This is a genomic window from Paenibacillus sp. FSL H7-0703 (genome assembly GCF_038003485.1).
Taxonomy (GTDB): Bacteria; Bacillota; Bacilli; order Paenibacillales; family Paenibacillaceae; genus Paenibacillus; species Paenibacillus polymyxa_B.
This window is the reverse complement of record NZ_JBBOPF010000001.1, coordinates 2,483,240-2,498,195: the sequence shown is the minus strand read 5'-3', so window position 1 is coordinate 2,498,195 and position 14,956 is coordinate 2,483,240. Positions and strand designations below refer to the sequence as shown.

General features: G+C 47.1%; 10 protein-coding genes. 8 read left to right on the top strand and 2 right to left on the bottom strand.

Annotated elements, in window-relative coordinates; translation table 11 throughout:
- The first annotated feature begins 321 nt into the window (after positions 1–321).
- The 6 genes from MHB46_RS10875 (at position 322) to MHB46_RS10850 (ending at position 8,572) form a co-directional block, all read left to right on the top strand.
- Positions 322–2,328 (top strand): beta-galactosidase, encoded by a 2,007-nt coding sequence (locus MHB46_RS10875; protein ID WP_341162321.1) that lies wholly within the window; start codon positions 322–324, stop codon positions 2,326–2,328.
- Between the two features lie 133 nt (positions 2,329–2,461).
- Positions 2,462–4,261, top strand: a complete 1,800-nt coding sequence (locus MHB46_RS10870; protein WP_341162320.1) for a sensor histidine kinase — start codon at positions 2,462–2,464, stop codon at positions 4,259–4,261.
- Positions 4,258–5,325, top strand: a complete 1,068-nt coding sequence (locus tag MHB46_RS10865) for a response regulator transcription factor (protein WP_341162319.1) — start codon at positions 4,258–4,260, stop codon at positions 5,323–5,325. Before MHB46_RS10870 ends, MHB46_RS10865 begins: the two co-directional genes overlap by 4 nt.
- Before the next feature lie 219 nt (positions 5,326–5,544).
- Positions 5,545–6,825, top strand: coding sequence for an ABC transporter substrate-binding protein (locus MHB46_RS10860; RefSeq protein ID WP_341162318.1), 1,281 nt, complete (start codon positions 5,545–5,547; stop codon positions 6,823–6,825).
- Positions 6,826–6,863: 38 nt separating this feature from the next.
- On the top strand, positions 6,864–7,748 hold the full coding sequence (locus MHB46_RS10855; RefSeq protein WP_023986930.1) for a carbohydrate ABC transporter permease: 885 nt from the start codon (positions 6,864–6,866) through the stop codon (positions 7,746–7,748).
- Complete coding sequence (locus tag MHB46_RS10850) at positions 7,745–8,572, top strand: carbohydrate ABC transporter permease (protein WP_028541047.1); 828 nt, start codon at positions 7,745–7,747, stop codon at positions 8,570–8,572. The genes MHB46_RS10855 and MHB46_RS10850 overlap by 4 nt, the downstream gene beginning before the upstream one ends.
- Before the next feature lie 407 nt (positions 8,573–8,979).
- Here the strand turns inward: MHB46_RS10850 and MHB46_RS10845 are convergent, their stop codons facing one another.
- Positions 8,980–9,378 carry a hypothetical protein gene (locus tag MHB46_RS10845; protein ID WP_341162317.1) on the bottom strand — a complete coding sequence of 133 codons (399 nt, stop codon included), beginning with the start codon at positions 9,376–9,378 and terminating at the stop codon, positions 8,980–8,982.
- Between the two features lie 173 nt (positions 9,379–9,551).
- On the opposite strand from MHB46_RS10845, the gene MHB46_RS10840 reads away from it, so the two are divergent.
- Positions 9,552–10,598 (top strand): hypothetical protein, encoded by a 1,047-nt coding sequence (locus MHB46_RS10840; RefSeq protein ID WP_134904622.1) that lies wholly within the window; start codon positions 9,552–9,554, stop codon positions 10,596–10,598.
- A gap of 268 nt (positions 10,599–10,866) precedes the next feature.
- Here MHB46_RS10840 and MHB46_RS10835 read toward each other — a convergent pair whose 3' ends face one another.
- Positions 10,867–14,166, bottom strand: a complete 3,300-nt coding sequence (locus tag MHB46_RS10835; RefSeq protein ID WP_341162316.1) for a DUF5695 domain-containing protein — start codon at positions 14,164–14,166, stop codon at positions 10,867–10,869.
- 151 nt (positions 14,167–14,317) lie between these two features.
- Between MHB46_RS10835 and MHB46_RS10830 the strand changes: the two genes are divergently transcribed.
- On the top strand, positions 14,318–14,956 hold the full coding sequence (locus tag MHB46_RS10830) for a pentapeptide repeat-containing protein (RefSeq protein ID WP_341162315.1): 639 nt from the start codon (positions 14,318–14,320) through the stop codon (positions 14,954–14,956).

The following is a 14,956-nucleotide window of genomic DNA, read 5'->3' as shown; positions in this document are numbered from 1 at the left end:
ACACCGCTTAGACAATCTCATTGTATCTAACATTTAACTATAATAAAAGAGCGTTTACAAATGCTATAGTATAAGCTTTTATATATAAAAGAAAGCGCTTGCTCTACTATTTATACGGATTATGTTGGCATATCTGTTTCTATTATCGGTACTTTATTTCGTACTAGCCCGTATATGGGATGCACTTAGCGCTCCGATCTTCAGCGTGATCATTGACCGGGCCAATCTAAAGAGCGGCTTGGTTCGTCTATATCTTGCACTTCGAAGCGACTGGAATCGAATTTTACAAAATCCTAACGAACCTAATTGGAGGACGACTTGATGAAAAAGCTACTGTACGGTGTTGCTTATTATGATGAATATATGCCATATGACCGTTTGGACCAGGATATCCAAATGATGAAGGATGCGGGCATCAACGTGGTGCGGATTGCCGAATCCACTTGGAGTACGCATGAACCGCAAAACGGCGTGTTTGATTTTACTTCTGTGGATCGGGTGCTGGACGCCATGCATAAGGCGGGCATTGAAGTCATTGTGGGGACGCCCACCTATGCCGTACCCACATGGTTGGTGAAGGAGCATCCCCATGTATTGGCGACAACGCCTCAAGGTCCGGGCAAATATGGGGCTCGCCAGATTATGGACATTACGAACCCGGTGTACCTGTTCCATGCTGAGCGAATCATACGCAAGCTGATTGGACGGGTGAGTCAGCATCCGGCGGTCATTGGCTTTCAGACGGATAACGAGACCAAGCATTACAACACGAGTGGGCCCAATGTGCAATTGCAATTTGTAAAGTATCTGCGGGAGCGGTTCGAATCGCTGGAGGAGCTAAACCGCAAATTTGGTCTGGACTACTGGAGTAATCGCATCAATAGCTGGGAGGACTTTCCTTCGGTGGTCGGAACGATTAATGGAAGTTTGGGCGCAGCCTTTTCCCAATTCCAGCGCAAGCTTGTGACGGACTTTCTGGCATGGCAGGTCGCGCTGGTGAAGGAATATAAGCGGGAGGACCAATTTGTTACGCAAAACTTTGATTTTGAATGGAGAGGTCATTCCTTTGGTGTTCAGCCAGACGTGGATCACTTTGCGGCATCGCAAGCCTTTGATGTGACTGGGGTGGATATTTACCATCCATCACAGGATGACCTGACTGGCATTGAAATTTCCTTTGGTGGCGATGTGGCGCGTTCGACGAAAAATAACAACTATCTAGTGCTGGAAACGGAAGCGCAGGCCTTTACCCACTGGGTTCCCTATCCGGGGCAATTGCGTCTGCAAGCGTTCAGCCATCTGGCTTCCGGGGCCAATATGGTGGCATACTGGCACTGGCATTCCATCCATAATTCTTTCGAAACCTACTGGAAGGGTCTGCTCAGCCATGATTTTGAGCCGAATCCTGTGTATGAGGAAGCACAGACCATAGGGAAGGATTTTGCAAGATTGTCTCCGCATCTGGTCAACCTGAAAAAGAAAAATAAAACGGCGATTCTGGTCAGCAACGAAGCATTGACGTCGATTGACTGGTTTAAATTTAATATGAGTAGCCCGTTAAATTACAATGACATCGTACGTCGTTTGTATGACGAGTTGTATAAACTGAATATCGGGACGGATATTGTTCATCCAGGTACAGAATCGTTTGACGACTATGATCTCTTGATCGTCCCGGTCCTCTATTCTGCCCCAGACGCACTACTGGAGAAGCTGAACCGATATGTGGAGAAAGGTGGTCATATAGTATACACATTCCGAAGCGGATTTACCGACGAGCATGTGCAGGTGAGAACGTCCCGGCAGCCGGGCGTGATTAGCGAAGCCTGCGGCATTCATTACAGCTTGTTCGTGGAGCCAAAGAAGGTGACGCTTAAGAATAATCCTTTTGAGGTGGCACCAGAGGACAATCAGGTAGATACGTGGATGGAGCTGATTACCCCGACGACCGCCGAAGTATTGGCCTATTACGATCACCCGCATTGGGGAAAATATGCCGCGATTACGCAAAACCGCTATGGTCAGGGAACAGCGACCTACATCGGCTGTGTCGTCAGTCCGGCGGTCATCCGTGAACTATTCAGCTCTGTAGCCAAAAAGGCAGGAGTATGGGGACTGGATCAGGGAGCGTCTTATCCGATCATTGTTAAATCCGGCACGAATGAGCTGGGACGGACAATCCGGTACTATTTTAACTATTCCGAACAAGCAGGCTCGGTGGTATATTCGCATGGAGACGGCAAGGAGCTGATTGGGGAGCATGCGGTTACCCAAGGACAAACGCTTACATTAGAGCCTTGGGGTGTTATAATTATCGAAGAAGCGTAAATGATGAATAGTGAGCCGAAACCGACTCACGAATAATATCATATAGGTATTCCCCGGGAGTATCCGGTACATGAAGCGCCCCTGCGAATTGCGGGGCGTTTTCGCATATGGCTGAATAGAGGAGTGCATCGCTATGACAACCCGAGCAGTCCGCTGGTTCCGGGCGCTGACGGCCCCGTATCGACGCAGCATTCAGCTCAAGCTGATCTTGACGATGATTGTTCTATCTGTGCTGCCGGTCATTGCTGTCACGGTGCTGGCTGCGGAAAAAAGTAGAGCTTCCATGGAAGCTGAAGTAGTAGAGACGAACATGTCCAATATGAAATGGACGGGGATCTATATCAGCGACCAGCTAGATCGTCTGAATCATCTGATTTACAGTATTCAGATCAGCCCTGATCTGAGCGATTATTTGAATGAGCGCGAGCCTGACAATCTTTCAAGCCAATTTAATGCCCAGCGAAAAATGCTGAATACGATGGCGAATGTGTATTATTCGGCCGGAAGTCATGTGATCGGCATCCAGCTTTATTTGAAGCAATCGCAAACCTTGTTTACCTTCAATAGTATGCAAAATGAAATTACGACAGTGAGCGGTATTCCCCCACAGTATGCCGAGATGTGGCAAGCGAATAAGGATTATTCGATTCGTCCAAGCTTTGCTGACCCGGAACGCTTTATTTTGACGCGCAGTATTCGGCGTTTTGAAGACCAGAAGCAGACGGGGGCTATTTCTTTGGATGTATTGTGGTCGCAATTCGATCAGACGCTGGGCTTGCTGGGACGAGGGGATCAGCATCAGGTGCTTATTACAGATGCAGATGGCGGAGTTATGTATCCAGCACAGGCTCGGCAGTCGCCTCCTCCTGCAAGTGTGCTGTCAGCTCTTCGTGACGTTAAGCCGGGTCTCGGGATGATTCAAACTGCTGAACATTATGTGTTCTATAATGATCTGGATGTAGTTGGGCTGAAGCTGGTCAAAATCGTACCCACTTCCTCCATTAACCACAGCGCTTTTTCAACGATGCTGTATGGTATTATCGTAGGCGTGATTTCAATTCTGGTTTCCATCTGCATTGCCGTTTTCATCGCATGGCGGACTGCACGTCCGATTGTTCATTTGGCGCGTTCTGTACAGGAGCTGGATATGATCAAAGGACCGATTGGACAGCCAAGTACACGCCCGGATGAGATTGGGCTGCTGGAAAGAAGTCTGCATGGGATGGCAGGCCGAATTCGCGAGCATATTCAGGCGGAATACAGTATAAATTTGCAAAAAAAGACGGCTGAATTGAAAGCGCTCCAAGCGCAGATTCATCCACATTTTCTGCAAAATACGCTGCAAATGATCGGAAGTATGGTGTTTTCGCAAAAGCCGGAGGACACCTATGAAGTCATTCGGTCGCTGAGTGAGATGTTCCGTTACGTGGTACGGGAACCTCAGGATTTGGCCTCTTTACGCGCAGAGCTCGACCATGTGGGACACTATATGCGCATCCAACAGCGACGATTTCCACAAAGATTGGTGTTTCAGGTGGAGACGGAAGAACAGGCGATGGATATTCGTCTGCCTAAGCTATCGCTTCAGCCATTGTTGGAAAACGCGTTTCAGCACGGTCTTGACCGAAAGGCGGGGGCATGGAGAATGGGGATTCGGGTGGAGATTATGAAAGAAGATGTGTGTATTACGGTTTGCGATAATGGAAACGGCATGGCCCCGGACAAGCTGGAAAAAGTACGGGCAAAGCTGGAAAACGCGTCGGAGGAACCGATCTGGGCGCAGGGTAGTCATATCGGATTGAGCAATGTGTCTTCACGCATACGGATGAATTTTGGAGTGCGCTACGGAGTGACGATAGATAGTGAGCAGGGAGTCGGTACAAGTGTCACTATCCGCATTCCATTTACCTCAGCAGAGGAGGGAAAAGTATGATCAGAGTATTAATTGTGGACGATGAGCCGTGGAACCGCGATATTCTAAAGACATTTGGCACATGGGAAAAACTTGGAATGTTGGTAGTGGGTGAGGCTGAAGACGGAGACGAGGCGTTCAGGCTGGTCGGGGAGTTAGCTCCCCATATTGTGATTACTGATATGCACATGCCGGGTGCGGACGGAGTGGAGCTGCTGCAAGCGCTAAATAACCATTGTCCTGATGTAAAAATCATTGTCGTGAGCGGATATGATGACTTTGCGTATGCCAAACATGCCATCCGTTACAAGGCCGTCGATTATTTGTTAAAGCCAGTCAATCCTGCAGAGCTGAATGCAGTGTTGCTCAAATGCAAAAACGATCTGGAGGTCAAGGCTGCTGAACAGCAGCAAGAAGCGACGGAGCTGGATTATGAGTTTTTTCACAAGCTGACCCGGTATAAGCAACTGCTGCGTCTTTATTTTAATGAGTTGAACCGTGACGGGGTGAATATAACTTGTAGGCAGGTTATGCAGGAGCTGGAGAGTTATGGAGCACCAAGTCCACATATGCTGGGCAGACTGGTGCAGGAGCTTCTTTCCCTGCTAAAAGAGCTCGCAGCGGATAACGGGCTAGATACTTCTACGGCAAAGGCAGGATTCCCACTGTCGCAGGATGCCGTATCCTCTGTAGAACATGCGCTGGAATTCGTATCGTCGTGCTATGTTCAGGAACTGGATCAGCTCATTCGGCAGCGGAAATACAAAAACAAACTGAATTTAGAAGAGGTACGGCGATATATCGACAGTCACTTTGCTGGGCCGATTACACTGGAGCAGTTGGCAAAAAACTTTTTTGTGAGTAAAGAGTATATGAGTAAGGTATTTAAGCAGGAGTATGGTCAAAATGTAACGGACTACATCGTAGAGCGAAGAATGGAAAAGGCGCGGGAATGGCTGGTCAATAAACAGATTTCAATCAAAGCAGTCGCGGAGATGGCAGGATATGAGGATGTGTCTTATTTCTATCGGGTATTTAAAAAGCATTTTGGCATGGCACCCGGTGAAATGAGGAAGGAAGTTTAAAAAAGTCCAATCCAATAAGCTAAGGGTGTCCAATGGCAGAAGTGACCTCTCATTCTATAATGAAAGCGTATACAAAACGAGCAGTACAAAGGAATTTGACCTTTATGAAGTTCGCACAGAGCTGAATAGAGGTTGAAGACCGGCGGCATAGCTGCTTTGAATAACAACTGATTTGCCGATGGGCAACGGTTATTTTCAAAATAGGGGAGGTCATTTTTCATGAAAATGTGGAAATGTGTATTGAGCACGATGCTGGTTGGCACGTTATTGGCCGGGTGTGGAGCGAATTCTTCAGGCAGTGACAGCAGCGGTTCCGGTGGAGACGGCAAAACGGTGAATCTCAAAATGTTTATTGCTCAGCCCCGTTTGAAGGAGCACTACGATAAATACATTAATGCTTTCGTAGCGAAAGAGAAGAAAGATAAAAATATCGACGTTACGGTGCAACTGGAGATGCCGCCTGCTGACAACGCCGCACAAATTTTGAAGACAAGACTCGCATCCAACGATGCGCCGGACGTATTTGCATTGCACGCGGTGAATGAAATTCCTCCGTTTTATAAAGCGGGCTATTTGGAGGATTTGTCCGGTCAGCCTTTTGTTAACAAATTGATGGATAGTGTGAAGCCTTCGGTGACAACCAAAGACGGAAAGGTCGTAGCGGTTCCTTTAGAAACGATCTCGTGGGGCTACTTGTACAATAAAAAGATATTTAAGGATTTGGATTTGCAGCCGCCGGGAACGTTGACCGAAATGAAGGCTGTGGTTGAGAAGCTGAAAGCGAATAATGTAAAACCGTTCCTGTTGTCTTACAAGGAATCCTGGATTCCACAGCTGTTCGTGCCTCTGACAGCAGGTGCGATGATGAACACACAGAACAAAGATTTTATCGAACGGATGAATCAGGACCAAGGCTCCTTTTCCGAAATGAAGAGCATGTTCGATATTATTGATCTGGTGAATAGCAACGGTACGGACAAGGCGCTGGAAATCGGCGGGGATGATGGATCGGCTGCGTTTGCCTCGGGTAAAGCGGCGATGTGGATTCAGGGACCGTGGTTTGCGGAAACGATTTTAAAATCGGATCCGAAGATGGATTTTGGGGTAGCACCGCTTCCGATTAATGACGATCCCAATGCGACATTGATTAATTTGTCCACTTCGACTTCGCTGGCTGTATCCTCCACAAGCAAGAACAAGGAGGTTGCGCTCGATTTTGTTAACTATGTGCTGGATGACAAGGATTCTAGCGCGTTCTATGAAGCATTGAAATTTAACCCGATCTCCAAAGTGCATACGTTTAAAAGCTATCCTTGGGTTAATGACGCTACCGAATATGTGAAAGCAGGCAAGTCGTACCAAGATCCATCTATCCCGCAAGCGGTCAAGGACGAGGCAGGCAAATCGCTACAATCCTACTATGCAGGCCAACTCACGCAGGATGAAGTCATTAAGGCGCTGGATAAGGCATGGAAATCGTATAACAAAGTGAACAAGTAACGGTAACCTATAGAATTACACCAGGAGGGAGAGACTCCATGCCTTTTAAAATCTATAAAAAATACGTCATGCTACTGGCGTTTACGGCTCCGGCGCTGATCTTTTATGCTATCTTCCTGCTCATTCCAACGATCAGCGGCATGTACTACAGCTTTACAGACTGGAACGGCTTGAATCCCAATTACAGCTTTATCGGCTTGGGGAACTTTGTGGAATCGTTGAAGGAAGACCCCGATTTTCTTAATTCCCTTTGGTTTACTCTTAAATACGTATTAGTGATGATTGTGCTGCAAAATGTACTGGCACTGGCATTGGCAGTGTTGATTGAGTCGCGTACACGTACCAAAGGATTTTTCCGGACAATATTTTTCATGCCCAATATGATCAGTACCATTATTAGCGCATTTATGTGGACCTTCGTTTTTTCTTCCGTGCTGCCACAGATCGCCGAAAAGACGGCTATCGCCTTTCTGGGCCAATCGTGGCTGGGCGATCCGAAAGTATCTTTCTTCTCTATCATTATTGTGTCGCTCTGGAATGGTGTCGGCTATATGATGATCATCTATCTGGCTGCGCTTCAAGGTGTACCACAAAGCTTGAAGGAGGCTGCTATTATTGACGGGGCGAACGCATTTCAGACATTGCGAAGCGTAACGATGCCGATGATTACTCATGCGATTACGATCTGTTTCTTCCTGACGCTGAATGGTGCCTTCAAGGTGTATGAGGTCGTATACGGATTGACTGGCGGGGGGCCGGGGCGCAGTACACAGGTGATTACGATGAACATTTATGAGGAGGCCTTCTCCAACAACTTCCGTTATGGTTATGCGAGTGCCAAATCCGTTATTTTGTTCGCGATCGTTCTAATCTTCACCCTGATTCAGCTGCGTGTCATGAAGAAGAGGGAGGTGGAGGCATGAGGCTGAAGAAAGCCAATTCCTTGCTGGTTACGCTGATTCTGTGCGTGGGCGCTGTCGTGTCCTTCTTCCCAATCTACATGGCGGTAATTAACTCGTTTAAAACACAGGGTGAGATGTTTGCATCCTTTACGACGCTGCCGACGAAGCTTCACTTTGAAAATTACAGTCAGGCTTTTCATCAGACTCATTTGCTGAACAGCGCCCTTAATTCCACGATTATTTCTTTTATCGGCATTGGTGGCATTGTGATCTGTTCGGCACTGGCAGGCTACAAGCTGTCTCGTACACAGGGGAAACTGAGCGGTGCGATTTTCTTCCTGTTTGTCGCATCGATGCTGGTACCGTTTCACTCTATTATGATACCGCTTACGCGAATGGCAAAAGATTTGTCCGTTCAAGGCAGTACGTACGGCTTGGCCCTGATCTATATCGGCTTGGGTGTGAATATGGCGATCTTTTTGTATCATGGATTCGTCAAATCCATCCCGCGTGAGCTGGAAGAATCCGCACAAATGGACGGCTGTAATGAGTTTCAAACGTTCTTTCGCATTATATTTCCTTTGCTGCTGCCAATCACAGTTACCATCGCGATTTTGGATTTTCTGTGGATTTGGAATGACTTTTTGCTTCCATTGTTAATGCTGACGGATGTGAACCATTACACCCTGATTCTCTCGACCAATATGCTGTTTGGAGAGTACAACAAGGATTGGTCGCTTATTCTGGCCGCACTCGTGCTGACCTCCATCCCGGTTATCCTGATCTATGCATTCTTTCAGAAATTCATTATGGAGGGCATCGCAGAGGGAGCGGTTAAGGGATAAGGTGGAAAGCCTTCCTATCAACAAGGAAGGCTTTTTCTCTGATTCAGCTTTTTTCGCGCCAACGTTTCAATAAAAAGATAGGAAGGGTTACAAACGAAATTGCAAAGGCTACAATGATCCACCACTGAGGGTCAATGATATACAACACGACTCCGATCAGCAGAACTGTTGTTATTAAGGAAATTCTCACTTTCAACATTGTTCTCTTACTCACCCTAGCTTCTAATTTTGGCAACGTTATGAGGGTGATTGCAGTTAACGCAGCAAAAAATATGGAGGTAAATGAATTATAGATAATATCAGCTCCTTGATCTAATTACCCACCCAGGATTGTTCGGAATTAATGTGATAAAACAGAACCCCCCCGCTGAGGAAGGCTTTTGTTTTGGAACGACGCACATCCAACGTTACTTCGAGAAAATACTTATAATAAAAAATAAAAGCGAAATGATGATCAAAGTTAGATATATACTGGAAATCCGTTTTCCGATTGTAGCTCCAAACTCCTTAGGATTTTTATATCCAATGATTAAACTGGGAATAAAAAAAATACTGGATAGATAAATGGTGTAGTGAAACCTAGTATTATCAACACTGTTAGACCAGGTGGGCAATCCTAAAAAGGAAAGCAACTGGTCTCCCAATATGTAATTGCCAAATTCGAAAGAAACAGCCATGCCAAGAAGAGATAACAGCAGTGAAAGTGATCCCCAGCCTATTTTTTTTCTGTTTTTTCTCAACAATTCAAAGATAATTAGTAAAATTGCAATGGCTTGTATGCTGTATGTCAACATGATTGAAAACATAAAGTACCTCCTTGAACATTAAGATCCAATGATAAGATGTCAATTTCGGAAATGAGTATACCATTTTTTGGAATTTTTTCATATGCTTTTCAATACAGCGATCGTAAGATCAAATGGAACGTGAAGCGTCTCTAGCCATACAATATTTCATCTGAATGTAAAAGGAGATGATTATGTTGGCTACCTTCTCGGCCGCGCTTCAAGTGAAAAAGCGGATGGCCAAGCGAGTCTTAAAAATGTCCGGTGTCCACGGCATTGGCGTAGGATACAGGGACCCTGCCCATCCCAAAAAGGGAGCCGCTGTCATTGTGTATACGGACCGTCTAGCGTCGGCCTCTACTGGACTCCTGTCGGCCACCGCCTTAGGAAAGAAAACGAACGTTCCAGTCCGAATTGTAAAAACTGGAAAGATCAGAGCCAATGCCACGGACTACAAAGTGCGCATACGCCCGGTCATCGCCGGCTACAGTGTCGGGACGATTGAAGGCTCTGGTTCAACCGGACTCATCGTTGCCCCAACTGGAGCGCCGGCGACGCGTTATCTTTTTAGCAATAACCATGTCCTCAATCCCTCCAATACAGACAATCGGGAGGCTACAATACAGCCAGGCGGAGCCGATGGGGGGACGGTTACTCAGGATCGTATAGGAAGGCTGTATCGTTACGTACGCTTGAATCCCACCGGTACAAACCTGATTGATGCGGCGCTTTCGCTTCCGACCCGTAACAACCTACTCAATCCGCGTTACGCTACGGTAGGAGCGATTCCAGGTCATGTTACCGCATATCGCATAGGAGAAAGATTGAAGAAGGTTGGGCGTACGACCGGACGGGTCAATGGCACGGTAGAGTCCGTCTATACGGACCTGCAAATCAATTATGGCGGAGAGTTGGGCCTGCTGACCTTCGAAGATCAGACGGTTATTAGAGGTACGACTCCCGTATCACTACCTGGGGATTCTGGCTCTGTATGGCTCAGACAGTCAGATAATTATGCAGCTGCGGTCAACTATGCAGGCACGGCAGATGGTCGCTTATCCATAGCCTTTCCGGTGCAGTGGGCGATGCAGGTATTCAACACACGGGTAGCCCGCCCCAACGGGGCAGGCAGGGTGCTCAGGGTAGATACAGGTTCTTCCCCTCGCTCCTATACTAGGCAACTCACCAGTGAGGAACTGGTTCGCTTAAGACCAAGAACGACACGCATTAGACGAAGCTAAACGTCCTACAGATGGAAAAGCTGCCGCTGATCGTCCCGATAAAGCGGTCGCTTTAAAAGCTTTCGAAGGACTGCTTGCTTCGGAAGCATCATCTCCCCGGATTTCTCCCCTGATTATAGACTTAACTTAAGTAATCCGGGGGTGGAGCTAATATAGGAAGAATCATTCACGATACCAATTATTTATGACGATAATGATTCACGACGCAAATCATTCACGGTACAAATCATTCATAATCTAAAACGTTAACGGCATGAATGAATATATTCTAATCTGCTCCTTCAGCATATGAATGGGCTCCCACATCATGGGCTGTAATGGTGCTGCTTGCCGAGGCCAAGCCCCGGATTTCCTGAGCGGTTAGGGCTCTGTTGTAAATAATCAGTTCATCCACTGCACCGTTCAGGTAGGGATCATCAAACTGGGATTTCCCAATGTAGTTCCGGTCTGTCAGTCCAAGGCTGGAAGGCTTGAGCGTCATGTTCGTGTTACGCGTCGCCTCTACACCGTCCAGATACATCATTCCAGTATTGCCTGACAAAGTCACGGCGACATGCTTCCAACCCCCTGTTGCCAGCTCTGGTGCATTCAACTGTTGTTCCTCTCCGTTCCCCGAGACGGTGATAGCAAAACGCATACCGGTTCCCTCGGCCTTGGGTGTCAAAAACATATACCGATCCGTGCCTGCTCCAAAATCAAACAGGCGTGCCCAGCCGTTATGCGTGTTCACCCGTACCCACGCGGCAATCGTAAAGTCATTTATGCTGCTAACGATACCACCGGGCAGGCTAGCATAGGCGTCTGTACCGTTAAAGTGCAGGGCATTGCCTTTCCGTCCGGCTCCCCACGCGCCTCCACTTACACTGGCCTGCTGTCCATAACCTGACGAATCGGCTGCGGTAGATCCGGCCGTTTCGTCAAATTCATAACGGGCTACAATGTCTCCGACGGGAGACGGGTTGTCTGTACTCGACTGGATACGGATATCATAGTTGGCTGCCGTACCGATATTCAGTCTGACCGTGGTCGCAGAGCTGTTAGCAGCCGTGACTGATCCGGTTTTTGTGCCGTCTACGAGCACGTCATACGTACCTGCCGCGAGTCCGGTCAAGCTCATAACGGTAGTATGAGTCGTGCCTGGGGTCATATTTTTCAGTGTCAGGCGGATATTGTTCTTGGACTTGGACACGTTGGCCAAGCTATATTGGTCCCGATTCAGCTCCACACTCAGCTTTTGGGTGATCAGATGCAGTCGTTGGAATACACCGTCCTTTGGAGTGATCGCGTAGCTGTTATTGCTTTCCGTAACGTCACATCCATAGCCGAACAGGCCGAATATTGGATCTACAGCCACATCCGAGCTTAGGATTTTAATGGCTCCAAACAGCCCCAGGTCGGCTTCCCCGGACATGCCGCGCCATCCGTTAAAGAGGGGACCGCCGTCCAGACCGAGTGCGCCATAATTGCCCTTGCCCGCCTGATATGTCCACGATACCGCCCCGATATTGGCAGGATCAGAGCTGATCTGTCCCGAGTTAATCGCCCCGATGTTCGCCAGCTTGGCGGCATAGGACAGACGCTGATCCACTTCGGGCTTGGACGAATGCCGACGTGTCCAGTCATCCATCGCATAGCCAGCCAGTGAGGTGGTGTACTGGAAGTTCCACCAATTCTCTCCGGTGATGGTGACCGGATCGGCGTAATAGTACCAGACAGGCATATGACCGCGTGCAGCACGCGTTTTGGCGTTGATTTTGCTCATCATGGTCGTGTTGTTGTTCATTTTGGCGAGTGTATATACGGCTTCTTCACCTGTGTTGTCATAGTTATACTCAGAGCCATAAGGATAGGTGGTGTTTTTGAAATTGTTGTACTTGGTAGCCATTTTGGCAATCAGGTCGTTAGCCTCGGTGGTCAAGCCTTCTTCCTGAAGCGCTTTAATAATATCAGGTGTAGTTAGCTCACCCATGAGTCCCGTGTTCCAATTATAAGCAACAGGGCCTTCATACAACGTTTTAAAAATACGATAAGCACGTAGCAAATATGTGTTTTTGCTATTGCGATAGCTGATCAGGTTGGGATACAGCTTGGCAAGTTTATACATGCTAAAAAATGTATTATAAATGTGCGGATAGGCATAGCCCCGGTACGTTGGTGTCGTATTAGGCTGCGGCATCAGGAAATCAGGAACCAGATAATCGGTATGATGGCCTTCCATCAAATTCGTCCAGATGGCCACCTCCAAATAATCATCGACTGCCTTGATTTCAGATGCTACGGGCTTCTGAACGTTTTTCTCCGCCAGAAACTGGCCGTGAGTTAGTCCCCAATCATCACCCCAGCCCCAGTAGCCAGCAAAGCTGTTGCGTTTGGCCTTGTATTGCATCATCCAGTCATCAAAGACCTTGTCCCTCAGGTCGCCCGGCACGTTCCATTGGGTGCTGTTGACCATGAAGGTAGAGTGACGCTGAAGTGCAGCTTCGACTGGCTCGATGGCATAGAACTGGAGAACGGTTTTTTCGCCGTTACCATAGTTTACAGTAATATTGTTATGTCCCAGTCGTCCCAGTGTAAGTTCATATATTTTATGGTTTGTAGGGGCTGTTTCCAGATAGCTGATGGTCGTTTCGGACGGATATTGCGCTGTGACAGAGGTAATGGATTTGCTGGTATGCAGATCGAATTTGGCCTTGAGATTGGTCGGGACAATCATACCCGGAACCACGGTCACATCCACATGTCCCTCACTGTACAGCCTGTCCTTTACAGCCTGCTCGTCCGCTACTTTATAAAATTTAAAGGCATACGTTTTGCTTTCACCAGGAGCCAGCCACAGACTGGTGCTTCCGAGATAACCACGGTTGGTGCTCTTGATGACATTGGAGTGGATATAGAACACATTCAGTCCTTCGGACCAGCCGCCTTGCTCCATAGCCCAAGTGCTGCCGGGATGCTCCTCAGTTCTCCAATGGTCCTGATATTCGAGACCAGCACCCGTTGAGGCATCAGGGATTAGCAGTACATACGGTCCGATGCCGCTAGGTCGTCCGGCGGTAATAAAGGAGCTATTATGGCCTACAAAGGAGTGTGAGAGTACTCTGGTTTCATAAATTTGTTCATTATTGCCGCCGGACCAGTACTCGTTAAACGGAAGCGGCAGTCCCCAATCTCCGATTTCCAACGTTTGATTAGAGGTGTTCGTTACTTTCATTTGCCAGTGCAAATAATCGTTAACCAACGAATAAGTTTCATGTAAAATGAAATTACGTATTCCCTGATTGTTTGATGAATTCTGATAGGCTACCTGGACACTGTTTCCAGAAGAGGTGATCTGGCGCGCATCAGCAGAATTACTTGTCCATGCCCGAGTCCACGCTCCGTTGCCGAGACGATAGGTGAACATCAGTTCACCTAGCCACTGATGATCCGACGTATTCTGTTTAGGTGCGTTGGAACTGTTCATGACATAGTTGGTATTAAAAGTGTCCCCTACCAGCCGTAAGGAAGAGAGATCGCCGTAATCTCCGACAGAGATGGAGAACACTTGATTAGATAGCTGTATTGCCATGCTATCAACCTCCTAACAAAGGTTCGTGAGAGTGCTCACAACGTTAATATATGTGTGAGAAATACTTTTGCTACCCTATGTATGAGAATTGATAGAAAATAGATTCATATAAATGTCCTAGAGGGCTCTCAATCGTGGAGGTAGAGGTATTATGAAAATTAAAATGGAGTTGCCGAAGATTCCTGTCGACTTGCCCGTATTAAATGAAGAAATGTATTCCTTACGATCCAAGGGCGAATATCGTATGGGGTCTGTAGAGGATATGATTTTGGATAATGTGGAAGCGGTTAAGGTTTCATTAGAGAAGATGACTTTTAAAAATGTAACGATCATGGAATCGTCATTACCGGAAAGTGAATGGACAGACGTCATTTTTGATAAATGCGATCTATCGAATGTTAATTTCTCAGGTTCCTTTATCCATCGGGTAGAGTTCAGAAACTGTAAATTGCTTGGAACAGATTTCTCCAGAAGCAGGCTCCAAAACGTTCGCTTTTCGGATTGCTTAGGGGATTATTCGATGTTTCGTTTTGCTAATTTTAAGCAAGTTGGTTTTGAAGATTGTTCTTTAATAAGTGCCGATCTGTATCATTTAACACTACAAAAGACCTTTTTTAACCGTTGCAATCTGGATCAAGCGATGCTATCCGGGTCCAAGCTCAAAGGGATTGATCTGAGCGATTGCGAATTTGATGGGTTGCAGGTGGATATAGAAGATTTGAATGGCTGCATCATTTCACCGCATCAGGCTTCATCATTTGTAGGGCTGTTGGGGCTAGTGATTAAATAA